Annotated in this window: 26 protein-coding genes, 3 tRNA genes and 1 pseudogene; 15 read left to right on the top strand and 15 right to left on the bottom strand. The window is 21.7% G+C overall.

The window, feature by feature from the left end:
• Positions 1-3: 3 nt before the first annotated feature.
• Both rsmH and ONB71_RS00715 read right to left on the bottom strand, forming a co-directional pair.
• The gene (gene rsmH / locus ONB71_RS00720; protein ID WP_416053552.1) at positions 4-960 is read right to left on the bottom strand and encodes a 16S rRNA (cytosine(1402)-N(4))-methyltransferase RsmH; all 957 of its coding nucleotides are present in this window, start codon (positions 958-960) and stop codon (positions 4-6) included.
• Between the two features lie 9 nt (positions 961-969).
• Positions 970-1,479 (bottom strand): dihydrofolate reductase, encoded by a 510-nt coding sequence (locus ONB71_RS00715; protein WP_274360677.1) that lies wholly within the window; start codon positions 1,477-1,479, stop codon positions 970-972.
• A 121-nt stretch (positions 1,480-1,600) separates the two neighbouring features.
• Here ONB71_RS00715 and ONB71_RS00710 point away from each other — a divergent pair, with 121 nt between their 5' ends.
• Positions 1,601-2,845 carry a serine hydroxymethyltransferase gene (locus ONB71_RS00710; protein ID WP_274360676.1) on the top strand — a complete coding sequence of 415 codons (1,245 nt, stop codon included), beginning with the start codon at positions 1,601-1,603 and terminating at the stop codon, positions 2,843-2,845.
• On the opposite strand, the gene ONB71_RS00705 is transcribed toward ONB71_RS00710, so the two are convergent.
• A complete protein-coding gene (locus tag ONB71_RS00705; RefSeq protein ID WP_274360675.1) occupies positions 2,846-3,628 on the bottom strand; it encodes an inositol monophosphatase family protein in 783 nt (260 codons plus the stop codon). It abuts the gene before it with no gap.
• A 652-nt stretch (positions 3,629-4,280) separates the two neighbouring features.
• On the opposite strand from ONB71_RS00705, the gene rpsP reads away from it, so the two are divergent.
• From rpsP to rplS, 4 genes are read left to right on the top strand one after another with little or no spacing between them, the layout of a single operon-like run.
• Positions 4,281-4,541, top strand: a complete 261-nt coding sequence (gene rpsP, locus ONB71_RS00700) for a 30S ribosomal protein S16 (protein ID WP_274360674.1) — start codon at positions 4,281-4,283, stop codon at positions 4,539-4,541.
• Positions 4,534-5,046 carry a ribosome maturation factor RimM gene (gene rimM / locus ONB71_RS00695; RefSeq protein ID WP_274360673.1) on the top strand — a complete coding sequence of 171 codons (513 nt, stop codon included), beginning with the start codon at positions 4,534-4,536 and terminating at the stop codon, positions 5,044-5,046. The genes rpsP and rimM overlap by 8 nt, the downstream gene beginning before the upstream one ends.
• 13 nt (positions 5,047-5,059) lie before the next feature.
• Complete coding sequence (gene trmD, locus ONB71_RS00690) at positions 5,060-5,818, top strand: tRNA (guanosine(37)-N1)-methyltransferase TrmD (protein ID WP_274360672.1); 759 nt, start codon at positions 5,060-5,062, stop codon at positions 5,816-5,818.
• A complete protein-coding gene (gene rplS, locus ONB71_RS00685) occupies positions 5,811-6,164 on the top strand; it encodes a 50S ribosomal protein L19 (protein WP_274360671.1) in 354 nt (117 codons plus the stop codon). The genes trmD and rplS overlap by 8 nt, the downstream gene beginning before the upstream one ends.
• 67 nt (positions 6,165-6,231) lie before the next feature.
• On the opposite strand, the gene ONB71_RS00680 is transcribed toward rplS, so the two are convergent.
• From ONB71_RS00680 to alaS, 4 genes are all read right to left on the bottom strand, one after another.
• Positions 6,232-6,305 (bottom strand) — tRNA-Arg (locus tag ONB71_RS00680).
• Positions 6,306-6,333: 28 nt separating this feature from the next.
• Positions 6,334-6,422: transfer RNA gene (locus tag ONB71_RS00675), tRNA-Ser, on the bottom strand.
• A 41-nt stretch (positions 6,423-6,463) separates the two neighbouring features.
• Positions 6,464-6,643: a carbon storage regulator CsrA gene (gene csrA, locus ONB71_RS00670; RefSeq protein WP_274360670.1), complete on the bottom strand. Its 180-nt coding sequence runs from the start codon at positions 6,641-6,643 to the stop codon at positions 6,464-6,466.
• Positions 6,644-6,744: 101 nt separating this feature from the next.
• Positions 6,745-9,387, bottom strand: a complete 2,643-nt coding sequence (alaS, locus tag ONB71_RS00665; RefSeq protein WP_274360669.1) for an alanine--tRNA ligase — start codon at positions 9,385-9,387, stop codon at positions 6,745-6,747.
• Positions 9,388-9,742: 355 nt separating this feature from the next.
• On the opposite strand from alaS, the gene ONB71_RS00660 reads away from it, so the two are divergent.
• Both ONB71_RS00660 and groL read left to right on the top strand, forming a co-directional pair.
• Complete coding sequence (locus ONB71_RS00660; RefSeq protein WP_274360769.1) at positions 9,743-10,033, top strand: co-chaperone GroES; 291 nt, start codon at positions 9,743-9,745, stop codon at positions 10,031-10,033.
• Between the two features lie 55 nt (positions 10,034-10,088).
• Positions 10,089-11,735 (top strand): chaperonin GroEL, encoded by a 1,647-nt coding sequence (gene groL / locus ONB71_RS00655; RefSeq protein WP_274360668.1) that lies wholly within the window; start codon positions 10,089-10,091, stop codon positions 11,733-11,735.
• A gap of 65 nt (positions 11,736-11,800) precedes the next feature.
• On the opposite strand, the gene pyrH is transcribed toward groL, so the two are convergent.
• The 3 genes from pyrH to rpsB are packed head-to-tail and all read right to left on the bottom strand — an operon-like array spanning position 11,801 to position 14,127.
• Positions 11,801-12,523, bottom strand: coding sequence for a UMP kinase (gene pyrH / locus ONB71_RS00650; RefSeq protein WP_416053580.1), 723 nt, complete (start codon positions 12,521-12,523; stop codon positions 11,801-11,803).
• A 40-nt stretch (positions 12,524-12,563) separates the two neighbouring features.
• Complete coding sequence (tsf, locus tag ONB71_RS00645; RefSeq protein WP_274360666.1) at positions 12,564-13,364, bottom strand: translation elongation factor Ts; 801 nt, start codon at positions 13,362-13,364, stop codon at positions 12,564-12,566.
• 58 nt (positions 13,365-13,422) lie between these two features.
• Positions 13,423-14,127 carry a 30S ribosomal protein S2 gene (gene rpsB / locus ONB71_RS00640; RefSeq protein WP_274360665.1) on the bottom strand — a complete coding sequence of 235 codons (705 nt, stop codon included), beginning with the start codon at positions 14,125-14,127 and terminating at the stop codon, positions 13,423-13,425.
• Between the two features lie 182 nt (positions 14,128-14,309).
• Between rpsB and map the strand changes: the two genes are divergently transcribed.
• Entirely contained in the window at positions 14,310-15,098 is a 789-nt protein-coding gene (gene map / locus ONB71_RS00635) for a type I methionyl aminopeptidase (RefSeq protein ID WP_274360664.1), read from the top strand.
• Positions 15,099-15,151: 53 nt separating this feature from the next.
• Here map and degP read toward each other — a convergent pair whose 3' ends face one another.
• The 3 genes from degP to mrcB all read right to left on the bottom strand — a co-directional run bounded on the left by degP (position 15,152) and on the right by mrcB (position 19,492).
• Positions 15,152-16,564: a serine endoprotease DegP gene (gene degP / locus ONB71_RS00630; RefSeq protein ID WP_274360663.1), complete on the bottom strand. Its 1,413-nt coding sequence runs from the start codon at positions 16,562-16,564 to the stop codon at positions 15,152-15,154.
• A gap of 130 nt (positions 16,565-16,694) precedes the next feature.
• Complete coding sequence (gene erpA, locus ONB71_RS00625; RefSeq protein ID WP_274360662.1) at positions 16,695-17,030, bottom strand: iron-sulfur cluster insertion protein ErpA; 336 nt, start codon at positions 17,028-17,030, stop codon at positions 16,695-16,697.
• A gap of 77 nt (positions 17,031-17,107) precedes the next feature.
• On the bottom strand, positions 17,108-19,492 hold the full coding sequence (gene mrcB / locus ONB71_RS00620; protein ID WP_274360661.1) for a penicillin-binding protein 1B: 2,385 nt from the start codon (positions 19,490-19,492) through the stop codon (positions 17,108-17,110).
• 191 nt (positions 19,493-19,683) lie between these two features.
• Between mrcB and dksA the strand changes: the two genes are divergently transcribed.
• From dksA to ONB71_RS00595, 5 genes and pseudogenes are all read left to right on the top strand, one after another.
• On the top strand, positions 19,684-20,118 hold the full coding sequence (gene dksA / locus ONB71_RS00615; protein ID WP_274360768.1) for an RNA polymerase-binding protein DksA: 435 nt from the start codon (positions 19,684-19,686) through the stop codon (positions 20,116-20,118).
• A gap of 86 nt (positions 20,119-20,204) precedes the next feature.
• A complete protein-coding gene (gmk, locus tag ONB71_RS00610) occupies positions 20,205-20,798 on the top strand; it encodes a guanylate kinase (protein ID WP_274360660.1) in 594 nt (197 codons plus the stop codon).
• A gap of 62 nt (positions 20,799-20,860) precedes the next feature.
• Positions 20,861-21,055, top strand: a pseudogene (gene rpoZ / locus ONB71_RS00605) (DNA-directed RNA polymerase subunit omega); the annotation flags it as partial.
• Positions 21,056-21,091: 36 nt separating this feature from the next.
• A complete protein-coding gene (gene yihA / locus ONB71_RS00600; protein ID WP_274360659.1) occupies positions 21,092-21,706 on the top strand; it encodes a ribosome biogenesis GTP-binding protein YihA/YsxC in 615 nt (204 codons plus the stop codon).
• A gap of 80 nt (positions 21,707-21,786) precedes the next feature.
• Positions 21,787-22,662, top strand: a complete 876-nt coding sequence (locus tag ONB71_RS00595; RefSeq protein WP_274360657.1) for a 5'-3' exonuclease — start codon at positions 21,787-21,789, stop codon at positions 22,660-22,662.
• Here ONB71_RS00595 and ONB71_RS00590 read toward each other — a convergent pair.
• A tRNA-Gly gene (locus ONB71_RS00590) sits at positions 22,662-22,734 on the bottom strand. The two genes, ONB71_RS00595 and ONB71_RS00590, sit on opposite strands and share 1 nt — an antisense overlap.
• A gap of 43 nt (positions 22,735-22,777) precedes the next feature.
• Complete coding sequence (pgsA, locus tag ONB71_RS00585; RefSeq protein ID WP_274360656.1) at positions 22,778-23,317, bottom strand: CDP-diacylglycerol--glycerol-3-phosphate 3-phosphatidyltransferase; 540 nt, start codon at positions 23,315-23,317, stop codon at positions 22,778-22,780.
• A gap of 514 nt (positions 23,318-23,831) precedes the next feature.
• On the opposite strand from pgsA, the gene accB reads away from it, so the two are divergent.
• Both accB and accC read left to right on the top strand, forming a co-directional pair.
• Positions 23,832-24,263, top strand: a complete 432-nt coding sequence (gene accB, locus ONB71_RS00580) for an acetyl-CoA carboxylase biotin carboxyl carrier protein (protein WP_274360655.1) — start codon at positions 23,832-23,834, stop codon at positions 24,261-24,263.
• A 14-nt stretch (positions 24,264-24,277) separates the two neighbouring features.
• Positions 24,278-25,618 carry an acetyl-CoA carboxylase biotin carboxylase subunit gene (accC, locus tag ONB71_RS00575; protein ID WP_274360654.1) on the top strand — a complete coding sequence of 447 codons (1,341 nt, stop codon included), beginning with the start codon at positions 24,278-24,280 and terminating at the stop codon, positions 25,616-25,618.
• Positions 25,619-25,735 lie beyond the last annotated feature (117 nt).

Genomic DNA, 25,735 nt, shown 5'->3' with positions numbered 1-25,735 from the left:
AAACTAAATTATTTTTTCAGCTGATCTTAATATAGCACTACGGGATCTAGAATTTAATAAAATAGTACGCTTAGTTGGAAATATTTTTTTGAATACCTTTAATCTCATAATATTAAAATCTCTTATTTGAGAATCTAAAATAGGTAATTTGTAAGGGAAATAAAATCTTTTACCATATTTATTCATAAAATTTTTCACTATACGATCTTCTAAAGAATGAAAACTTATAACACAAATACGACCTCCTATATTAAGAATTGATAATAAATATTTAAATATTTCAGTTATTTCATACAACTCATTATTAATATATATTCTAATAGCTTGAAAAGTACGAGTTGATGGGTGTTTATAAGTTTTATTAAATACCACAGAAGAAATTAATTTAGAAAGATCACTAGTTTTTTTTAAAATACTAATTTTATTATATTCAACTATTTTATTAGCTATTAATTTAGCATAACGCTCTTCACCATATTTTTTTAAAATATGAGTTATTTTAAATGAATCACTAAAAAATAAAAATTTAAATGCCGACATAGAAGAAAAATAATCCATTCTCATATCTAAAAAACCATCACGCATAAAAGAAAAACCTCTATTAGGTTCATTTAATTGTAAAGAAGACATGCCTAAATCAAATAAAATACCATCTATTTTACCAAATATAGAATATTTTTTTACATAATTTATTAATTTGGAAAATCTATCATGAATCACAAACAATCTAGAATCTATTATTTTTTTTGCTAAAAATATAGAAAATGGATCACGATCAATTACATATAATTTACCAAATTTATTTAATTTAGACAATATTAAATAAGAATGACCACCACAACCGAATGTAGCATCTATATATATACCATTAGGTTTTATATTTAACATATCAACGGCTTCTTCAAGAAAAACAGTTTTATGTTTAAATTTATTTATAATTATATCTTCACTATATTCCATATTAAAAAATTATATAATTCTATCTAAAATTTCTAAACAATAAGTAAATTTTCCATTAATATTAAATACGCATTTTCTTTTATAAATAGATTTCCAATTATAAATATTATAATCGGGAAAAAATGTATCACCATAAAAATATTTATAAATATGAGTTAAATATAATCTATCTACGTATTTTAATGTTTGTTTATAAATACTTTCACCACCAATGATAACAACTTCATCGTTTTTTGATAAATTAATGAATAAATCTTCAAATGAAGACAACCATATTACATTATTAGTATTATATAATTCAGATAAATTAATTTTACAAGAACCAGATCTACTTAATACTATATTTGTACGTTTTGTCAATAATTTACCAATGGACTCCCATGTTAATCTCCCCATTAAAATAATTTTAAATAATGTATGTTTTTTAAACCATTTTAAATCTTCTGGGATATACCATGGTATCTGATTATTAATACCAATTACTTTATTAATAGAAAAAGCAACTATCATACTAATCATAAAATAAATTTAATTTGAATGAAATAAATATAATAATAAAAGTTTGATAAATATTAAAATTTAATATTTTAAAAAAAATATTATAATAATGTAAAATCAAAAAAAAAATAAAAAAATAATTATGAAAAAAAATATTAAAATATATGATAATACATTATGGAAATTAATCCAAGCTGAAAAAAAAAGACAAAATGAATATATAAATCTAATAGCATCAGAAAACTATGTAAGTAACTGTGTTATGCAAGCACAAGGATCAATTTTAACAAATAAATATGCAGAAGGATATCCCAATAAACGTTTTTACTCAGGATGTAAATATGTAGACATAATAGAAAAAATAGCTATTAAAAGAGCAAAAAAATTATTTAATGCTGACTATGTTAATGTACAACCACATTCAGGAACACAAGCAAATTTAGCAGCGTATAATGCACTTATTAATTATGGAGATACCATACTTAGTATGAAGTTAACACATGGAGGACATTTATCTCATGGAGCAAAGATAAATTCATCAGGAAAATTATATAAAGTCATTAACTATGGATTAAATATAAAAGGTAATATAAACTATAAAGAAATACATGAATTAAGTAACAAATATAAACCAAAATTAATAATAGCTGGATTTTCATCTTATTCAGGAATAATTAATTGGAAAAGAATAAGAAAAATTGCTGAAATAAATAATTCATATTTACTTGTTGATATGGCCCACATAGCAGGGTTAATTGCAGCTAAATTATACCCAAATCCATTACCATATGCGCATGTAGTAACAACAACTACTCACAAAACTTTATCAGGCCCTAGAGGGGGAATGATATTAGCTAAAGGAGGAGATAAAATTTTATATGATAAATTAGATCGTGCGATATTCCCAGGAGAACAAGGAGGCCCAATGATGCATATAATAGCAGCTAAAGCTGTAGCATTTAAAGAAGCTATGGAAAAAAAATTTCAATCGTATCAAAAACAAACAATAAAAAATGCTAAAACAATGACAAAAATATTAATTAAAAAAAAATATAAAATAATATCCGGATGTACAAAAAATCATATGTTTTTAATAAATCTATCTAACAAAAACATTACTGGATTAGAAGCTAGTAATGCATTATATGAAGCAAATATAGTAACAAATAAAAATTTTATACCAAATGACAAAAAAAATGCAACGATAACATCGGGTATTCGTATAGGAACACCCGCTATAACAAAAAGAGGCTTTAAAAAAAAAGAAACAAAAAAAATAACATACTGGATTGTTGAAATATTAAATAATATAAAAAATAAAAAAAAAATTCAAAAAATAAAAAAAATGGTGAAAAATTTATGCAATAAATTTCCAATATATAAATAATTATTCTTTAACCAAAATTAATAACTCTTTTAATAAACGAGGATTGCCACATATAACATTATTAAATAACAGACAATCACTTTTACCAATAAAATCTGATAAGATATTACCTGATTCTATTAACAATAATTCATTAGAAATAAAATCAAAATAATTAAAACCAACTTGTAAATAACCATCGATTTTACCAGCTGCTAGATATGCTAAATCCAAAGATGAAGATCCAGTATAACGAAAATCAATATGACTGTTAATCAATTTATTTAATACTTTTTTATATAAAATTATATCATTGTTCAATTTTGATTTTAAAGATAAAGCTAAAACAATATTTTCTAATTTACAAATAGAATTGCTTCTAATTCTAAAACTATTTAACTGCGCTCCATTACCACGAACTGCAGAAAATAAATCGTTACGAATTGGATCATATATCAAAGATATTACAGATCTACCATTTACTATAGCTGCTATAGAAATAGAAAAATGTGGAAATTTTCTAATAAAATTATCTACGCCATCAAGAGAATTAATAACCCATTTAGTATTATTACTTTTAGTAAAATGTAACTTATACTTATTTTTTATAAATATATGATTAGGATAATATTTTTGAATAACTTGCATAATAATCAATTTCATTGATCTGTTAATATTGGCTATAGCTAAACTACTCTTAGTTATATTATTAATATCTAATTTTGTATAATTTACATATTTTTGTATCAAAAAATTACCCGCAGATCTAATCGCTTTAATTGCTATATTAAGCATAGGATTCATAAAGAATAACCTTATAAAAATAATACAATAAAAAATAATAATAAACTATAAAAAATAAAAATTAATCTTAATGTGATATAACATTGTATAGTAAAAAAATATTGATGTAATAAAATCAATATTTAAAAATAAATTCAATATTCTAAAATCAATTAATGTAAAAAAAAAAAAAAAAATCTTACAATAATAAGCTAAATTATATTAAAAATAATATTTAAAATATAAACAATAACCAAAATATATATTAAATTTATAAAATAAATTTTAAAAATATAAATATTAATTATATAAACCATGAAATTTAATAAAATATTAGTTTTGACAAAAACAATGAATTTTAACACAAATTTAAAGAAAAAAAGCAACTTATTTTAAAAATAAAAATATAATCTATAATTATAATAAAATATTTAATAATTTTTATTTAAATTCCTTATTTATTATATTTTATTAATAATATAGTTATTAAAAAATATTTTTTTATTTTTATTTAAATAATCAAAAATTAAAAAATGAAAAACATATACCAAATAAAATTTTAACAAATAAAAAATTAAAATTTTTTTTATTGACATTAATCATTATTAAATATTTACTATTAAAACTAATATTTTTAAAAATTAAAATTTAATAAAATTAAACAGGATGTTTTATGATAAGAATACGTTTAGCTCTAAATGGTGCAAAAAAAAAACCATTTTATAATATTATAGTAACCGATAAAAGAAATCCTAGAAATGGACGTTTTATAGAAAAAATAGGATTTTTAAATTCCATTACAAAAAATAAAATAAAAAATATTAAAATAAATATGAAAAGATTAGAATATTGGAAAAAAACAGGAGCAAAATTATCAAAAAGACTAAAATATTCTATAAAAAAAATAAAACAAAAAACAAATGCAAATGAATAAAAAAATAAAAGAAAATGAAATAATAATAGGTAAAATAGGAAAAACATTAGGAATAAAAGGTTGGTTAAAAATAAATTCATTCTTTAAAATAAAAGAAAACATATTTGATTTCAAAACATGGAAAATTAAAAAAAACAATTATAAATCAATAATAAAAATAGAAAACTGGAAAAAACATTATAAAAAAATTATTATAAAAATAAAGAATATTAATAATATAAATGAAGCAAAAATTTTAACTAATTGTGATATATCGGTACATGAAAAACAAATATTTAAAAAAAATTATTTTTTAATTAATAAAATAAAAAATTATGAAGTAATAGATGCTAAAAAAAAATATATAGGCAAAATAATAAAATTAATTACGATAAAAAAAAATACTATATTAGTAATACAAAAACATAAAAAAACAAAGAAAAAACTAATACCATTCATAAACAATAAAATAATAAAAAAAATAAATCACAAAAAAAAACAAATTAAAATAGATTGGAATAAATAATAAATAAAATAAAATGCTGATAGAAATAATAAGTATATTACCAGAAATATTTAAAATAATAAAAAATTTTAAAAATATAAAGCGTGCCACAAAAAAAAAATTGTTAAAAATAAGACTTTGGAATCCCCGCAATTATACAAAAAATAAAAATAAAAAAATAGACGATTATTTGTATGGAGGAGGAGGAGGAATGTTAATGATGTATGAACCTATAATAAATACAATAAAAACCATTAAAAAAAAAATAGGCAAAAATACAAAAGTAATATATCTTTCACCAAAAGGTAAAATATTAAAACATAAAAAAATATTTAAAATAATAAAATATAAAAAAATCATAATAGTGTGTGGAAGATATAAAGGTATTGACGAAAGAATAATAGAAACAGAAATAGATGAAGAAATATCCATAGGAGATTACATATTAAGTGGAGGAGAAATACCAGCAATGGTTTTAATTGATTGCATAACACGTTTAATACCAAATACAATTAAACAAACATCATCTATTACAAATGATTCATTTTATCAGGGAATTTTAGATGCCCCTCATTATACAAGACCATCTAATTTACAAGGTAATAAAGTACCATCAGTTTTATTAAAAGGTAATCATACTAAAATAAATAAATGGAGATTAAAACAGGCATTAGGACATACATGGATAAAAAGACCAGATTTATTAAAAAAAATAAAACTAACATTTGAACAAAAAAAATTAATTTCAGAATTCAAAAAAAAATATAACTTAAGGAAAAAAAATAATGAATAAAATTATAAATAAAATAGAAAAAAAATATATGAAAAAAAATATACCATTTTTTAAACAAGGAGACTTTATTGAAATAAAAATACTAATAAAAGAAGGAGATAAAAAAAAAACTCAAATATTTGAAGGTTTAGTAATTGCAATTAGAAATAGAGGACTTAATTCTTCATTTACTGTAAGAAAAATATCACATGGCGAAGGAATAGAAAGAGTTTTCAACAAACACTCGCCTATAATAGATCAAATTAAATTAAATAAAAGAGGTATAGTAAAAAAAGCTAAATTATATTATTTAAGATCATTAAAAGGTAAAGCGGCTAAAATCAAAGAAAAACTTGTTAAAAAATAAAAAAATATTCAAAAAATAAAATATAATAAACAAAAACCATAAAAGTTTTTTATAATAAAATATAAAATACACCCGAGAGGATTCGAACCTCCAACCGTTCGGTTCGTAGCCGAATGCTCTATCCAATTAAGCTACGGGTGCTAAATAATAAAAAAATTACACAAAAAAACGATGAGAGAGGGATTCGAACCCTCGATGCATTTAAAATTACATACTCCCTTAGCAGAGGAGCGCCTTAAACCTCTCGGCCATCTCACCAATAAAACTTTTATGAATAAATAATTTATTAAAACATAATATTATAAAGATTTTATTTTCTGTATTTTTATTTTTCGATAAACCTCTTCCCTATGAATAACAACATTTTTAGGAGCTTTTATCCCAACTCTAACTTGATTGCCTTTTACACCTAAAATTGTAACACAAACATTATCATTAATAATAAGAGCTTCACCTACACACCTAGTCAAAATAAGCATTTTTCATCCCTAAATAAACTACCAAATCAAATTTTAAACTATAAAATAAAGAACCTAATTTTACAATAAAATATAAAAAAATAAATTAAATATAAAATTAATTATATTTTACCAAAAATCCAATATTTTATTTCATTTACAAAATCATCAATAAAATAATCATTTTTAATACGAAAATTTCCAATATCAGAATTAAAACATATTTTACAATTAAATTTACTAGATAAAAAATTAATTAACTCTTTTTTATCGAATAAATAATTTAAATTTTTACTAATATAAAAAATAAAAAAGTAATCATCTTTTATATTAGTGAATAAAAAAAATATTATTTTATTTAAAGTTTTAATTAAAATATACATAATTTTATATAAATTATTAATATCTAAATTTACCAAATAATTAAACAAAAAATTAACACCTTTAAAAACTTCAATATTTTTCTTAAGGAAAATAATATTTTTATTTAAATTATCTTTTTTATTTTTTTCTAAAATTTTTTTTAATAAATTAAAATTTTTTATTGTAGATATTAAATTATTTTCTAAGTTATTAAAATTACTATTTAATAATTTGCTAAATAAATTAATTTTAGAATGCAAGGATTGAATATAAGAAATGGCATATTTTCCAGCAACAGACTCTATACGACGAATACCCAAAGATATCCCTTTCTCTGAAATAATTTTTAAAAATCCAATATCACCAGTACGTTTTACATGTGTGCCCAAACATACTTCATAAGAAATATTACCTATTTTAACAACACGCATAAATTCCTGTTTATATTTTTCACCAAATAAAAAAATAATATTATTTAATCTAATATCATTTAAATTCATATAAGTTGTTGAGATACTAATATTATCACGAATATAATTATTGACAATTTTTTCAATTAAATACAATTCATCAGTAGTTAATGATTTTTTATGAAAAAAATCAAATCTAAAATATTTATGATTTATAAATGAACCTTTTTGCACAACATGTTCACCTAAAACGGTACGTAAAGCAGAATGTAACAAATGTGTAGAAGAATGATTAATTTCAATACATTTTCTATGAAATTTATCAATGGAAGAACATACTATATCAAATACAGATAAATTACCTGAAATTAAAACACCAATATGAAATATAACATTTCCATGCTTCTTTACTTTATCAACTCTAAATATACCATTATTATTCTTTAAAATACCTATATCTGATATTTGTCCAGAAGATTCAAAAAAAAATGATGTTTCATTTAAAATAATAATACCCTTTTGACCAGTATATATGTCTTTAACCATCTTATTAGATACTAATATTAATAATACTTTACTAGTAATTTCAAAATTAATATATCCATTAAAAACCGATGAGTAATTACTTAAAATTAAACCATTAAATTTTAACTTTGTAGTATCATTATTATACATACGTGATCTTTTACGCTGTTCAGACATACAATTTTCAAATTTAATAAAATCAATCAAAATATTATTTTTAAGACAAATTTCTTTAGTTAAATAAATAGGAAACCCATAAGTATCATATAATTCAAATAATATTTTACCATCTAATACATTGGTTTTTAAACTAATCAATTTTTTATTTAGTAATAAAAAACCCTTTTGCAAAGTTCTTGAAAAATGATCTTCTTCAGATTTTATAACAGATGAAATACTATTGACATCTAATTTTATTAAATAATTATTTAATTTCAAACAATGAATAAAAAAACTAACTAATTTATAAAGAAAACTATCTCTTATACCTAACATATAACCGTGAATAATAGCTCGTCTGATTAATTTGCGTAATACATAACCATGTTTTTCATTGGATGGTAAAATACCATCCTGAATTATAAAAATACAAGAACGGATATGATCGGATATAACACGCAAAGAAATATTAACTAAATCATTGCATTTAATTAAATCCGCTATAAAAGTAATCATATTATTAAATAAATCAATTTTATAAATAGAATAAACATTTTGTAAAATAGAGACGATTCGTTCTAAACCCATCCCAGTATCTACTAAAGGAATCTTTAATGGTATTAAAGATCCATCAATGTCACGATTGAATTGAATAAATACAATATTCCAAATTTCAATAAATCTTTTTGAATAAACAACATTTGAATCTACAATTTTATCAGAAAAGTTTATAGAATTATCATAAAAAATTTCCGTACATGGACCACAAGGACCTATATTATTCATTTGCCAGAAATTATCAGAAAAATGATAATTAATTTTATCTTTATTATCTCCAATAATAATAATACGATCCGATTTAATACCAATATCTTCTGACCATATTTTATAAGACTCATAATCTTGATAATGCACAGTAACTAATAATCGATCTTTAGACAAATTAAAATTGTTTATACCAGTTAATAACTCCCAAGCATAAAAAATAGCTTCTTTTTTAAAATAATCATTAAAACTAAAATTACCTAACATTTCAAAAAAAGTACTATGAAAATCAGTATAACCAATTTTTTCTAAATCATTATGCTTACCACCCACACGTAAACAATTTTGAGAAGTAACAATTCTAGAAAAATGAGATTTTTTATATCCTAAATAATAATCCTCAAATTGATTCATGCCTGCATTAGTAAATAATAAAGATGTATCTTCAGAAGATATTAATGGTCCACCAGTAAAAATTTTATGACCTTTATTTTCAAAAAAATCTAAAAATATACGACGTACATTTATAATATTAAATTTCATAACTATCACTATTAATATGAACGACAAAAAACTTAAAATAATTTATAAAACAATAAATTAAATATTTAAAAATATATTATATAATTATTTAAAAAACTATATATAAAAATTAATTAAAAATAATTTATCACTTATTAAAATATTAAAAAAAAATAAAGAAAACTAACACATTCAAATAAATAACATAAATTTATAAAAAAAAAAAAAAAATACTCTTGAAAGATTTGAATAATGTCCATATTACAAGTTTAAGAATGATTATAGAAAACAAAATTAATAAAATTTATTTAAAAAATAAATAAATAAATTGTTTTACTGTAAAATATCTATAAGGAAAAATAATAAAATGGAAAACATAAAAATTCGTCCTTTACATGATCGTGTCATTGTTAAAAGATTAAAAACTGAATCTAAATCTCCAGGAGGAATAGTATTAACTGGCTCAGCTACAGGAAAATCTACAAGAGGAACTGTAATAGCGGTGGGTAAAGGTCGTGTTCTTGAAAACGGGAAAATAAAACCATTAGATGTAAAAATAGGAGATGTAATTATATTTAATGAGGGTTATGGAATAAAAACTGAAAAAATAGAAGAACAAGAAGTATTAATCATACCAGAAAGTGATATTCTAGCGATAGTAGAATAAACTTTATTTTTTACATTCAAGCTATGAACTATATAAAAATTTAAGGGAAATTAAAATGACATCTAAAGACGTAAAATTTGGTAATGACGCCAGAAGTAAAATGTTAAAAGGCGTGAACGTACTGGCAGATGCAGTCAAAGTAACCTTAGGGCCTAAAGGCCGTAATGTAGTTTTAGACAAATCCTTTGGTGCGCCTGCAATAACTAAAGATGGAGTAACAGTTGCTAGAGAAATTGAATTAGAAGATAAATTTGAAAACATGGGTGCCCAAATGGTTAAAGAAGTAGCATCTAAAGCAAATGATGCTGCTGGAGACGGAACAACTACAGCTACAGTACTAGCACAAGCAATCGTCAGTGAAGGATTAAAGGCGGTAGCTGCTGGTATGAACCCTATGGATTTAAAAAGAGGTATAGATAAAGCTGTATTCTCAGCTGTAAAAAAACTAGAACATTTATCAATACCATGTTCAGATTCTAATTCTGTAATACAAGTAGGAACAATATCAGCAAATTCAGATGAAAGTGTAGGTATATTAATCGCAAAAGCAATGGAAAAAGTAGGAAATGAAGGAGTTATAACAGTAGAAGAAGGAAATGGTTTAGAAGATGAGATGGAAGTAGTAGAAGGTATGCAATTTGATAGAGGATATTTATCTCCTTATTTCGTAAATAAATCCGAATCTGGTTCTGTTGAATTAGAAAATCCATACATACTACTAGTAGATAAAAAAATTTCTAATATTCGTGAACTTTTACCATTACTTGAAGCAGTAGCTAAAGCAGGAAAACCATTACTAATAGTTGCAGAAGATGTAGAAGGAGAAGCTCTAGCCACTTTAGTAGTAAATACAATGAGAGGAATAGTAAAAGCAACAGCAGTAAAAGCTCCTGGATTTGGTGATAGAAGAAAAGCTATGTTACAAGATATTGCCGTATTAACAGCTAGTACAGTTGTATCTGAAGATTTATTAATGGAATTAGAAAAAACAACAATAGAAGACCTAGGACAAGCTAATAGAGTTGTTATAAATAAAGATACTACAACAATAATAGGTGGAAAAGGTGATAAAATTTCTATAAACGGAAGAGTAAACCAAATACGCCAAGAAATAAAAAAAGCTACATCCGACTATGATAAAGAAAAATTACAAGAAAGAGTAGCAAAATTAGCTGGAGGAGTAGCAGTACTAAAGGTAGGAGCGGCAACAGAAGTAGAAATGAAAGAAAAAAAAGCTAGATTTGAAGACGCATTACACGCTACAAGAGCCGCTGTAGAAGAAGGAGTTGTTGCAGGAGGAGGAGTGGCTTTAGTAAGAGTAGCAGCACAAATATCAGATTTACAAGGACAAAATGAAGATCAAAATGTAGGAATAAAAGTTGCATTAAAAGCAATGGAAGCACCATTACGTCAAATAGTATCTAACGCGGGTGAAGAACCATCAGTAATTGCGAGAAATATAAAAGATGGTAAAAAAGATTATGGATATAATGCAGCCACTGATAAATATGGTAATATGTTTGATTTTGGTATACTAGACCCAACTAAAGTAACAAGATCAGCTTTACAATATGCAGCTTCAGTTGCAGGATTAATGATAACAACGGAATGCATGGTTACCGATTTACCAAAAGAAGATAAACAAGATATGAGCGGAGGTAACCCAGCAGGAGGAATGGGTGGAATGGGTGGAATGATGTAAAAAAATCAAAAAGCACCCTTTTAAAATTGGGTGCTTTTTAGACTATTTAAAAATCAAAAACCTAATCAATAAATCAGTGTACCAACATCTTCGCCCATTATAATACGTTTTATAATACCTTTACTATTAATATTAAATATACGAATAGGTAATTTGTGTTCCTTAGCCATAATAAATGCAGTAGAATCCATGATTTTTAAATTTAAATTAAGTATTTCACTATAAGATAGTTTATCATATAAAATAGCATTAGGATAAACAGAAGGGTCCGCTGAAAAAACACCATCGACCTTTGTACCCTTCAAAATAATATCAGCATTTAATTCAATACCACGCAAACATGCAGCTGAATCTGTAGTAAAAAATGGATTACCAATACCACCCACAAAAATTACAACAAAATTTTTTATTAATAAATCAATTGCCTTTAAATAATCATAAGTATGACAAATACCATCTATAGGGATAGATGACATTAAATAAGAATTAACTGAACTATTATGTAATATATTAGATAACGCTAAACCATTTATTATAGTAGATAACATTCCCATATAGTCACAAATAACACGATCTATTCCAAAATGAGAAATATCAGAACCTCTTACTATATTACCTCCCCCAATAACCAAACCTATTTGTATTCCTAATCGTGAAATGCTTTTTATTTCTTTTAAAAAATTATTTATAATATTTATATTTATATTAGAACCATCATTTTTACCAAATATTTCACCACTAACTTTTAACAAAATACGACGATATTTAAATTTATCTGTATTAATCAACATAATAAATTCCATTACAAAAATTTATAAAAATAAAAAATTATTCACCAACTTTGAAACAAACAAAATCAATAATTTTAATTCCTTTTTCTAATAATATATTCTTTACCTTTTTTTTCGAAGATAAAAGAAAATTTTGCTCAGTTAAAACTATATTTTCAATAAATTTCTTTATTTTATCATCAACATATTTTTTTAATATTTTATTAGATTTACATGATTTTGCTGCAAGTGCTAAATAAACTGATCTCTCACAATCAAGTAATTTCACAGGAATATCTTTTATATAAATATATTTAGGCCTATATGCAACTATATGCATAGCCATGTGTTTAGAAAATTCTTTATCTATTTTATCTAAAGAAACTAAACAACCTAAATACATATTATGAACATAACTACCTAAAGTAATATCAACACCTCCATTTAAAGTACTTAACTTTCTTATATTAATATTTTCACCGAGTTTAGATATTAAAATATTACGTTCATCATTAAACACATCTATTAACGTACTAAGTTCAGTGATTTTTTTCTTTAATACAAAAGAAATAATTTTATTTGCAAAATCTAAAAAAAAAACATTACGAGAAACAAAATCCGTTTCACTATTTATTTCAACTATTGCAGCAAAATTATCATTAATACCAGTAAAAATAACACCCTTTTTAGTAATATTATTTCTTCTATTATACGCATTACATTGATCATTTTTTCTTAAATAATCAATAGATTTTTCTATATTATTACTAGTTGCAATCAATGCTCTTTTACAATTCAAAAAACCAGCTCCAGTTAATGAACGAAGTTCTTTAATTAAATTAGAATTAATTTTAATCATTTTATATATCTCACAATTATTAACAAATAAAAAATAAAAAAAAAATAATAAATTAAAATTAATTCAATTTATTATTATTATTAACAGTAAAATTTTTATTAATAACACTACTTATTATTTTAAAATATAATTTTATTGATCTTATTGCATCATCATTACCAGGAATAATGAAATTAACACCTGAAGGATCAGAATTAGTATCTACTATAGCAAATACAGTGATACCTAATTTATTTGCTTCGCTTACTGCAATACGCTCATAATTAGCATCAATAACAAATAAAGCATCAGGTAATCCACCCATATTTTTGATACCACCCAAACTATTTTCTAATTTATTTAATTTATGATATCTTATTGATGATTCTTTTTTTGTTAATTTCTTAAAAGTACCATCGTTAGATTGAAGTTCTAATTCTTTAAGATACTTAATGGATTGACGAACAGTTTTCCAATTAGTCAACATTCCGCCTAACCATCTATGATTTACAAAAAATTGTTTAAAAAAAATTGCTTCTTTTTTAACTATCTTAGAAGCTGATCTTTTAGTACCAACAAATAATATTTTACCTTTATTTTGAATAATTGTACTTAATTCAATCATAGCATTATTAAACATATAAATAGTTTTCTCAAGATCAATTATATGTATATTATTATGTATACCAAATATAAAAGGTTTCATTTTTGGATGCCAATAACGAGTTTGATGACCAAAATGAATACCAGCTTTAAGCATATCTTTAATAGAAAATTCAATCATATCACACTCCACAAATGACAAAAAATAAATAAAAATTATTTTAAATATATGTAAATAAATTATGAAAACGATAATAACACACCAAATATAACAAAGAAATCAAAAAAAAAAAATTAAACATAGTTTGAATTTTTTTAAATTTAAATTAAAATAATATTTATTAATAATTATAAAAAAAACAAATGAAAATAAACATAAAAAATAAAAAAGAAATAAAAAAAATGCGTAAAGTTGGCAAACTTGCAGCAGCTGTATTAGATATGATAGAAGAATATATTAAACCTGGTATAACAACAGAAGAATTAGATAATATATGTAAAAACTATATAAAATATAAACAAAAAGCAAAATCTGCTTGTTTGGGATATCATGGATTTCCAAAATCAATATGTACATCAATAAATGATACAATATGCCATGGTATTCCGAATAAAACTATTTTAAAAAATGGAGATATAATAAATATAGATATTTCGATTATAAAAAATAAATATTATAGTGATACTTCTAAAATGTTTTTTGTAGGAAAAATAACAAAAAAAAATGAATATTTATGTAAAATAGCAAAAAAAAGTTTGTACAATGCTTTAAAAATAATTAAACCAAATATTTATATAGAAGATATAGGTTGCAATATACAAAAATATGTAGAATCAAAAAAATTTACAATAGTAAAAGAATATTGTGGACATGGAATAGGAAAAAAATTTCATGAACAACCTCAAATATTACACTATAAAACAAAAAATAATAAAATTAAATTAAAACCAGGCATGATCTTTACTGTAGAACCAATGATAAATATGGGTACGGAAAAAACTAAAATTATGAAAGACGGCTGGACAGTAAAAACAAAAGATGCTAACCCATCAGCACAATACGAACACACAATACTAGTAACTAATTTTGGATGCGAAATCCTAACATTAAATAAAAGTGATAATATTAAATCAAAACTAATAAATATCTAAAAAAAATATAATTTTATTAAAATATATAAAAAATATAAAAAATAAAATAATATTTATTGTATTAATAAATAAATATTATTTTTATCACGTTTTATATTAAACACCAATAAAGTTGATTTAGTATTAAGTATCTCACGTAATTCATTTAGATTACAAATTCTTTGTTTATTAATACCTAAAATAATATCATTTTTTCTTAATCCTATTCTATAAGCAGAGCTATTAAATTTAATTTTATCCACCCTAACACCTTGTTCACCATTATTATTATAATTACTTAAATCAGCACCATCAATTCCAATATATAAAGTTGAAGAATCAATAATATCCTTTTTGCTTTGCTGTAAAACAACTGTAACATAAAATAATTTACTATTACGTATCAAACCTAATCTAATTTTAGTACAAACTGGTAAAGAACCTATTTCAGCACGTAATGCTGCAAAACTTGGAATATATCTGTCATTTATAGAAACAATAACATCACCAGCTCTAATACCACTTTTATAAGCAGAAGACTGTGATAAAACCTGACTAACAAAAGCACCTTTTTGAACATTAATATTTAATATTTTAGATAATTCTGCATTTAATTCAGTACCCATAATACCTAATTCACCACGTTTTACCTGACCATATATAACCATTTGAGTGGTTAAATTTTTAACCATATTACTAGGTATAGCAAATCCTATCCCAATATTACCACCATCTGGAGCAAATATAGCGGTATTTATACCAATCAATTCTCCATTTAAATTCACCAATGCTCCACCAGAATTTCCTCTATTAATAGCAGCATCAGTTTGAATAAAATTTTCATAATTATCTATATTCAAACCACTACGACCTAATGCAGATACAATACCTGTAGTAACAGTATCACCGAAACCAAAAGGGTTGCCGATAGCAACTGCATAATCACCAACTTTTAATAAATCCGAATTAGCTATTTTAATAGAAACCAAATGATTAGCTTTAACTAATTGAATTAAAGCAATATCAGAACGAGGATCTCTACCAATAATTTTAGCATCAAAAAGACGACCATCACTCAATCGAACATGTATGCTAGTAGCATGATCAATAACATGATTATTAGTAACAACATATCCATTAATACTATTTATTATAACACCCGAACCTAATGCCCTAAATCTTTTATGTTTAGATTCACCATTAAAAAAATCTTTACATAAAGGAGAATTATAAAAAGGTGATCCTTTTTGACAAAATGGAAAACTATCATCAAAAAATTGTTGAGGGAATCTATAAGTATGTACAACTGTACTACCCTCAATATTTATACTAACAACAGACGGCATTACCTTTTCTAACATAGGTGCTAAACTTGGAATATTATTATTAAAATAAGATAAAGTTTCTGCTGTAATACTTTTTTGAATAAAAATAAAAAATATACTTAAAATCAAAAAATATTTTAAAAAAAATCTAATGTTTATCATTTTTCATTTCTCTTTTATATAAAACAATATCAAAAAAAATAACAAAAATTAAAAATAAAAATAATATCAATAAATATGATTAATAAAAAATATAAAACAAAAAAATCACTTAGTAAATAATAATATAATTTCATATATTAAAAGATAAACCACAATTACAAGTTACTTTTGCATTGGGATTTAATACGGAAAATTTAGATTCGATTATATTTTCAATATAATCTACTGAACCACCAATGATATACTGAAAAGTAAATTCATCAACAATCAAAAACACACCAAGTTTTTCAAAAATAAAATCATTATCATTTACTTTGTCATCTAAAATGAACTTATATTTCAATCCATTACAACCACCACCAATTATATAAACTCGTAACTTCATATTTATATTATTTTTAATATCAATTATTTTTTTTAATTTCTTAGCAGCGGCTTCAGTAAAAATTAAATTAACAGATTTCATGTAATTTTCCAAATGTTATATCTAATAAATATAAATTTATATAAAGAAATAAAATTAATTATAAACTAAATACTAAGTTAAAAAAACAAACCCAAAAATTTTTTTATCCAATAAATTATTGACTTATTTTTATTTTTATCAAAAACTAATGAATTATTAATAAATTCCTTACTATCATTTTTACAAAAATTTGAAAAAGAATGATTAAAATCCCAAATTGGTATTTTTTTCCAAATATTGTTTTTACAAACTATTTTATTATTATAATTAATATTTACTTTGATAATATCAGACAATGGAAACAAAACCAAAGGTATAGGTGGGCGATAAGTCAAATAACATCTATACATTTGCATTGCATCAATATCACTTAAAAATAAAGATTTTTTATTATCTATTCCTATCCAGGAAACTACAACATCTCTATGATCTATACCAACAAACCAGCTGTCAACTAACCCAGTACTAAAACTATTTTTGCCAGCTATATTAGCATGAGGATACGATATGCTCAAAGATTTAGCAGTTCCATTTTTAACAACTTGTTGCATGCCATATAAAGTCAACCATGTAGCTTGAGATTTAACTACATGATTAAATGAATAATGATTATGATAAATAATTTTATCATTTTCCGAAATAATAAATTTAATAGTAAATAAACATGATTTATTACCATCATTTGAAATTAATTGAAAAATTTGAGCTACTTGAACCGGAGTCATATTAATTAAATTTGAAAAAATAGAATATTTAGATTTATATTTGTATAAGCCTAATTTAGACAATGTATTTAAAATATTTTTTAAATCTAAATTAACTTTAGAATTGATTGAAGACACATTCATTAAATTAATTATTTTATCAAGTAACACCATTCTGTTAATAAACTTTTCATTATAATTTTTAAATTTAAAATCATTAACATCAGATAAACCAATAATAATGGGTTTATCTTCAATCCAAGAATTAAACCCATAAATATCAGGGTTATCAAGTACAGACAAATATATAATAATTTTAGCTAACGAACCAATAGATCTGCGAGATTCTAATATTTTATTAGAATTAATAATTTTAGTTGATGCACTACCAACAATACCACGTACTTCTCCAGTTAATTTATCTACAATTATCATAAAAGCTTTTAAATTATTTATTTTTAATTTATTACGTAAAAATAAAATATTTAGTTTCACAGATTTTTCAGCAAAATATTGCGATCTTAAATCTAAAGTAGTAAAAATCCTACTACCAGGTATATCATTAATGTTTTTACCTAATTTAATTTTTAATTCACGACATAACATTTGTATAAATAAAGGTTTTTTAGTTATAGATTTACTTTTAGATAATACACCCAAAGGACGATGAATAAAAAAACAATAATCTTTATAACAAATAATATTTTGATGGAAAATTAATCTTAAAATTAAATTACGACGTCTTAAAACTAACTCAGGATGATTCCATGGATTATATATTGAAGCACCTTTAACCATAGATATTAATAATACTTGCTGATCCAATGATAATTCATTAATTGGTCTACCAAAATAATATATACTTGCAAGAGGAAAACCTCTAATTTCATACATTCCAGATTGACCAAAATAAACTTCATTAAAATATAATTCTAAAATACGGTTTTTACTATACAAAGCATCAATAATAATGGCAATAAAAATTTCATTAAACTTACGTAAAAAAGAACGTTTGTTAGTTAAAAATAAATTCCTTGCTAATTGTTGTGTTAATGTACTAGCACCCTGAATAATTTTACCAGCATGAACATTTGCAATAAGAGCTCTACACATTGAAAATGGATTGATACCAATATGATAAAAAAAATTTTTATCTTCAATGGAAAGTAAAATATTTATCATTTTACTAGAAAAATTACATAATGGTAAAAATAAATGTTCTTCTTTATCTGAAGTATGTATAATATTAACTAATATAGGATCTAATCTAAAAAAAACAACGCTTTTATTATTTTTAGTATTTATAATTCTTCTAATTTTATTTTTATCAAAATAAAAACAAACACGAAGTGCTCCTTCATTATAATCAGGAAAATTAAAAGCTCTTCTTATTAATTCAATTTTATTTTCTTTTACAATATATTCACCAGAATTATCCAAAACATCAACTTTTAAATAATGATGAAAATTTAAAATAGAAATTAAATCACATTTTGTGTAAAACATACCAGATTTAAAATTTACAATATTTCCATATACAAAAACAGGAAATTTCCAAACTTTACCATTGATAAGATTAATAATCTTGTTATTTAAATATAACCCATATACAATAATAATGATTATAATAATAAAAAATATTTTAGAAAAAAAATTTAATTTATTTATTATTTTATAAAAAAAAGATTTAATACTAAAAAATATTTTAGTATTGAAATTTTTTTTTTGAAAAACTATTTTTTTATTATCTATAAACATTAATATGCACCAAATCTAAAATAAAAAAATAAAATCGATAAAAAAAATACATAATCTTAAATAAATATATAAACTATACTCGAATTATAAAAAAATAATAACTTAAAGATAAAATAATTATTAAAAAAATAAAATAATAAAATTAAAATATAAAAAATGAGAATTAACATGCAAAATAAAAATAAAAAAAAATATCGTCACTAAATATCTTAGGAATAACAGGTATTAATACTTATAAAACTAAAATAGGTGAAAAATATATGAATTTATCACAAATAAAACATTTCAAAACAATTTTAAACACATGGTACAATAAATTAAAAAAAAAAATAAAAAAACAAGTATATTGTATTAAAAAAGAAACAGATAACTTAGCTGATCCTATAGATAGAGCATCAAGAGAAGAAGAATTTAAATTAGAATTATATAACAAAAAAAGAGAAAGAGAATTAATTAAAAAAATAGAAATAACAATAAATAAAATTGAAAACAATAGTTTTGGATATTGCGAATTATGTAAAATAGAAATTGGAATAAAAAGATTAGAAGCAAATCCAATTGCTAATTTATGCATAGATTGTAAAATCTTATCAGAAATTAGAGAAAAACAAATTAGACAAAATTAATAAAAAAATAAGAAATATTTAATATTAAAGATTAAAAAATACTTAAATTATTTTTAATAATATAATTACATTAACATCTTTAAAATATGAATAAGGGTATATTATTTATAATATCAGCACCTAGTGGCACTGGAAAATCTACACTTATTCAATCTTTAATTAAAAAAATATCAAAATATAAAACTAAAATTTCAATTTCATATACAACCAGAAATAAACGTATAGGAGAAACAAATGGAAAACATTATTATTTCGTTTCAAAAAATAAATTTAAAAAAATGATTAAAAATAAAGAATTTTTGGAATATGCAATAATATTTGAAAATTATTATGGAACACCAAAAAAAATAATCAAAAATCTTCTATCTAAGGGTATTAATATATTTTTAAATATAGATTGGCAAGGAGCAAAACAAATTAAAAAAAAAATAAAGAATAATATAAGTATATATATAATACCTCCATCAATAAATGAATTAGTCAAAAGATTAAAAAGAAGAGGTTCAGAAAATAAAACAGATATAAAAAAAAGAATAAAACAATCAATGAAAGAAATAAAATATTACATAAAATATGATCATTTAATAATTAATGATAAATTTAATATAGCATTATCTGATCTAAAAAGTATCTTCATATCAGAATATAAAAGAATAAAAAATAAAAAAAATATTAAATAATTTATTGTTAAAAAAATAAAAATATTTTAATATATAAACAAATTAAAAAAAAAATAAAAAATATGGCACATTTAACTGTTCAAAAAGCAGTAAAAAAAATTGGAAACAGATTTGATCTAGTATTAGTAGCTGCTCGTAGAGCTAGACAAATACAAATAGAAGGTGAACAACCTATAGTTTCAAAAAAAAAAAATAAAGAAACAGTAATCGCACTAAGAGAAATTGAAAAAAATTTAATTAATAAAAAAATTTTAGAATATGAATAAAATAAAAAATAAGAAAACTATTGTAATATGAATTACAATTCAATAAATTATAAATCAATTAAATTCATTAAAAGTATAAATAAAATAAAAGATTTACCAAAAGATAAATGTATAGAAATAGCATTTATAGGATATTCAAATGTTGGAAAATCAAATACAATAAATGCATTAAGTAATGTAAAAAAAATGGCTTTTACAGGCAAAAAACCAGGAACAACAAAATTAATCAATTTATACCAAATAATAGAAAATTTTTATCTAATTGACTTTCCTGGATATGGGTATTCAAATATATCATTAAAAAATAGAAATAAACATATGCTTTTTCTAAATAGATATATAAAAAAAAGAAAATCACTAAAAGGAATAATAATTTTAATAGACATTAGACAAAAATTAAAAAAATTAGATATAGATATAATTAAAAAAACTAATAAAAAAAAATCAATAATAGTTTTATTAAATAAAATTGATAAATTATCAAATAATAAAATAAATCAAAAAAAAATATATTTTAAAAATGAAATAAAAAAATATAATAAAAATATAAATATCCACCCTTTTTCGTCAATAAATAGTAAAGGGCTTAAAATCTTAAAAAAAAAAATAAATACATGGTTAACATTACATAAAAATATTTAAAAAAAATAAATTTTTTTAAAATATTGTATTATACAAATAATAAAAAATATTCATTGAATAAAAAAAATAAAATATAATTAATGCAAAAAAAAAATCTTTTTCTCATAGATGGAACTTATTATTTATATAATTCATATTACATATTCCCATTACTTAAGAATAATATTGGAGAATCAACAGGTGCTATATTTGGTATCATAAACATGATATATAATTTAATTGATATGTTTAATCCTAAATATCTAGCTATAATATTTGATCATAAAAGTAAAAATTTTAGAAATAAATTATTTAAAAGATATAAATCTAATCGTTTGCCAATGCCAACAAATTTAATAAAACAAATAAAACCTGTAAAAAAAATAATAAAATATATGGGAATAAAAAGTATATGTATTTCAGGAATAGAAGCGGATGACGTAATTGGAACTATTGCAAAAAATTACACTAAAAAAAATAATAATAAAGTTTTTATTAAAACAAATGATCAAGATATGTTCCAATTAATAACAAAAAATATAAAAATATTAACAAAAAAAAATGAAATTTTAGATAAAAATATAATCTTAAAAAGATATGGAATATCACCCAAATTCAAAAATGATCACATAGCCTTATCAGGAGATAAAGCAGATAATATACCAGGTATCTCAGGTATAGGAAAAGTAACAGCAAATAAATTAATTCAAATATTTGGAAACATAGAAAACATTTATAAAAATATAAATAAAATAAATATAATATCTATAAGAAAAAAAAAAGAAATTATTGATCAATTAAAAAAAAACAAAAAAAAAATATTCTTTTATAAATCACTAGCAACAATAAAAACTAATATTAAATTAAATATTAGTAATAATGACTTACTTATTAAAAATCAAAAAATAAATAAATTAAAAAAAATATTTAAATTTTATCAATTAAATAAATTTTTATCTAATTTGAAAAAATATTGAGCGGGAAACGAGATTCGAACTCGTGACCCCAATCTTGGCAAGATTGTACTCTACCTGCTGAGCTATTCCCGCTAAAGATATCACAACAAAACCAATTGTAACATGATTATATAATCTAAAAATAATTTTTTACTATATGAAAATATTTAATCATGGACCATAAAGTTAATATCATAGATAAATACAATAAAATAATACCAAAAAAAATAAAATACTGATTAAAATGCCATAATAATATTGATATCGTCAACATCTGAAAAATCGTCTTAATCTTTGCAAGTTTAGAAACTGATAAAATATCTTTTTCTCCTATTATAGACATCCATTCACGTAAAGCTGAAATAATTACCTCTCTAATAATAATTATAGATATAGGTAAAGTAATAAAAATAACATGAAAACATTCAACTATTAACAACATAGCAAAAATAGTCAAAAACTTATCAGCTACAGGATCAAAAAATTCACCAAAACGAGTAATTCTATTTAATTGACGAGCCCAAAATCCATCTAATAAATCTGTAAAAGATGCTATTAAAAAAATTAAACTACTGAATAAAGATGAATATTTACAAGGCAAATAAAAAATTATAATAAAAAAAGGAATTAAAATTAATCTTAATAAAGTAAAATACATAGGAATATTAAAAAACATAAATAAAAAAAACCAAATAATAAAATAAAATATTAAAATAAATAAAATTATGAATTGTATTTAATAAAAAAAATAAAAAATAAACTATAAATATACCATAAATAAAATTTTTTATTTTTAATAAAAAAATTATTAAAACTAAATATAGAAATTAAAATAATATTTTAAATAATTAATTTAAAAATATTACTATTATATTTGTAAATAATAAATTAAATTTAATAATATTTGTCTATACATTAATAAATAACTTTAAATAAATAAAAAATATAAAAACAATTTTTATTTTTTTTAATATAAATACTGTTATAAATTAAAATATATTGATAAAATAAATTATATTTTAAAAAATTATTAACAAATAATTTTAAATTAACTAAATGTTATAATAAAATTATAAATACATAAAAAAATTATTACTTTGCTTAGTATTAAATAATTAAAAAAAACAATAAAAAATTTTATTTTAAAACAATCTTTAATTGAATTTAAAATTTAACAGGATAAATAATAAATGGATATTAAAAAAATAAATAGATTAATCAAATTAGTAAAAAAAACAAAAATTACAGAATTAGAAATTTCAAATAAAGATGAATCTATTCGTATTAATTATTTAAATAATAAATATTTAACAAATAATTTAAATTATAACTTATACAATAAAAAAAATACAGAATATAAAAAAGAAAAAAAAACAAAAGAATTAACTGGACATAAAATACGTTCACCCATGGTTGGAACTTTCTATATAACTCCAAATCCAACATCTAAACCATTTATAACAATAGGACAAAAAATTAATATAGGTGACACACTTTGTATAATAGAAGCAATGAAGATAATGAATCATATTGAATCAGATAAATCAGGAATAATAAAATCAATATTAATAAAAAACGGACAACCAGTTGAATTTAATGAACCATTAATAATTATAGAATGATTGGATAAAATAATATGCTAAACAAAATCACAATAGCTAACAGAGGAGAAATTGCATTAAGAATTTTAAGAACATGTAAAGAATTAGGAATTAAAACAGTAGCTGTATATTCAACCGTAGATAGATATCAAAAACATGTACTTTTGGCAGATGAATCAATTTGTATAGGATTACCTCAACCAAAAAACAGTTATTTAAATATACCAGCAATTATATCAGCTGCTGAAATTACAGGATCAGATGCTATTCATCCTGGATATGGGTTCTTATCAGAAAATGCAAATTTTGCAGAACAAGTTGAAAATTCTGGATTTATTTTTATAGGACCTAAACCAGAAACAATTCATCTCATGGGTAATAAAATTTCAGCAATCAATACCATGAAAAAAATAGGTATGCCATGTGTTCCTGGACCAAAAAAACCCATAAAAAATAATATAAAAAAAAATATCAAAATTGCAGAATCAATAGGATATCCAATAATAATAAAATCAGCAAATGGAGGAGGAGGTATTGGAATTAAAATAGTTTATAATAATAAACATCTTGAACAATATATAAATATTATACAAAATCAATCTCAAATATCATGTAAACATAATGAAATATACATAGAAAAATATATAAACAAACCAAGACATATTGAAATACAGATTATCTCAGATGGAAAAGGAAATGTAATTTATTTAGCTGAAAGAGATTGTTCAATACAACACAAACATAAAAAATTAATAGAAGAAGCTCCTATATTAAACATAAATAAAGATATTAAAAAAAAAATAATAAAATATTGTATTAAAGCTTGTAAAAAAATTAATTACAGAGGAGTAGGAACTTTTGAATTTTTATATAAAAATAATAAATTTTATTTTATAGAAATGAATACTAGAATACAAGTTGAACATACAATTACTGAAATGATAACAAACATAGATATAGTACAAGAACAAATAAAAATATCATCAGGATACCCATTATTAATAAAACAAAAAAATTTAAAAATAAATGGATATGCCATAGAATGTCGAATTAATGCTGAAGATTCAAACAAATTTATACCTAATTCAGGTAAAATAACACACTTTCATGCTCCTGGAGGATTAGGAGTAAGATGGGAATCACATATATATACAGGATACACAATAACTAATTATTATGATTCTATGATAGGAAAATTAATTACATATGGTAAAAATAGAGAGACAGCAATAGCAAAAATGAAAAATGCATTAGAAGAATTAATAATAGAAGGTATAAAAAACAATATAGAATTACATAAAAAAATTATAAAAAATAAAAAATTTAAAAAAGGTAAAATAAATATTAATTTTTTAAAAAAAATAATAAAAAAATAAAATAATATCAAATATAAACAAAAAATAAATAAAAATAAGATATTCTATATAAATAAATTAAATTTTTTAAAATTAATAATAATTAAATTAAAATATAAAATATAAAAAAATATTTAA

The organism is Candidatus Purcelliella pentastirinorum (assembly GCF_028748785.1).
Classification (GTDB): Bacteria; Pseudomonadota; Gammaproteobacteria; order Enterobacterales; family Enterobacteriaceae; genus Purcelliella; species Purcelliella pentastirinorum_A.
The sequence above is the reverse complement of the archived record's forward strand: the minus strand, read 5'-3'. Positions and strand labels throughout refer to the sequence as shown.

Coding starts and splice junctions, on each gene's coding strand:
- rsmH (WP_416053552.1), bottom strand. CDS start 960: ATGGAATATAGTGAAGATATAATTATAAATAAATTTAAACATAAAACT.
- ONB71_RS00715 (WP_274360677.1), bottom strand. CDS start 1,479: ATGATTAGTATGATAGTTGCTTTTTCTATTAATAAAGTAATTGGTATT.
- ONB71_RS00710 (WP_274360676.1), top strand. CDS start 1,601: ATGAAAAAAAATATTAAAATATATGATAATACATTATGGAAATTAATC.
- ONB71_RS00705 (WP_274360675.1), bottom strand. CDS start 3,628: ATGAATCCTATGCTTAATATAGCAATTAAAGCGATTAGATCTGCGGGT.
- rpsP (WP_274360674.1), top strand. CDS start 4,281: ATGATAAGAATACGTTTAGCTCTAAATGGTGCAAAAAAAAAACCATTT.
- rimM (WP_274360673.1), top strand. CDS start 4,534: ATGAATAAAAAAATAAAAGAAAATGAAATAATAATAGGTAAAATAGGA.
- trmD (WP_274360672.1), top strand. CDS start 5,060: ATGCTGATAGAAATAATAAGTATATTACCAGAAATATTTAAAATAATA.
- rplS (WP_274360671.1), top strand. CDS start 5,811: ATGAATAAAATTATAAATAAAATAGAAAAAAAATATATGAAAAAAAAT.
- csrA (WP_274360670.1), bottom strand. CDS start 6,643: ATGCTTATTTTGACTAGGTGTGTAGGTGAAGCTCTTATTATTAATGAT.
- alaS (WP_274360669.1), bottom strand. CDS start 9,387: ATGAAATTTAATATTATAAATGTACGTCGTATATTTTTAGATTTTTTT.
- groL (WP_274360668.1), top strand. CDS start 10,089: ATGACATCTAAAGACGTAAAATTTGGTAATGACGCCAGAAGTAAAATG.
- tsf (WP_274360666.1), bottom strand. CDS start 13,364: ATGATTAAAATTAATTCTAATTTAATTAAAGAACTTCGTTCATTAACT.
- rpsB (WP_274360665.1), bottom strand. CDS start 14,127: ATGATTGAATTTTCTATTAAAGATATGCTTAAAGCTGGTATTCATTTT.
- map (WP_274360664.1), top strand. CDS start 14,310: ATGAAAATAAACATAAAAAATAAAAAAGAAATAAAAAAAATGCGTAAA.
- degP (WP_274360663.1), bottom strand. CDS start 16,564: ATGATAAACATTAGATTTTTTTTAAAATATTTTTTGATTTTAAGTATA.
- erpA (WP_274360662.1), bottom strand. CDS start 17,030: ATGAAATCTGTTAATTTAATTTTTACTGAAGCCGCTGCTAAGAAATTA.
- mrcB (WP_274360661.1), bottom strand. CDS start 19,492: ATGTTTATAGATAATAAAAAAATAGTTTTTCAAAAAAAAAATTTCAAT.
- gmk (WP_274360660.1), top strand. CDS start 20,205: ATGAATAAGGGTATATTATTTATAATATCAGCACCTAGTGGCACTGGA.
- yihA (WP_274360659.1), top strand. CDS start 21,092: ATGAATTACAATTCAATAAATTATAAATCAATTAAATTCATTAAAAGT.
- ONB71_RS00595 (WP_274360657.1), top strand. CDS start 21,787: ATGCAAAAAAAAAATCTTTTTCTCATAGATGGAACTTATTATTTATAT.
- pgsA (WP_274360656.1), bottom strand. CDS start 23,317: ATGTTTTTTAATATTCCTATGTATTTTACTTTATTAAGATTAATTTTA.
- accB (WP_274360655.1), top strand. CDS start 23,832: ATGGATATTAAAAAAATAAATAGATTAATCAAATTAGTAAAAAAAACA.
- accC (WP_274360654.1), top strand. CDS start 24,278: ATGCTAAACAAAATCACAATAGCTAACAGAGGAGAAATTGCATTAAGA.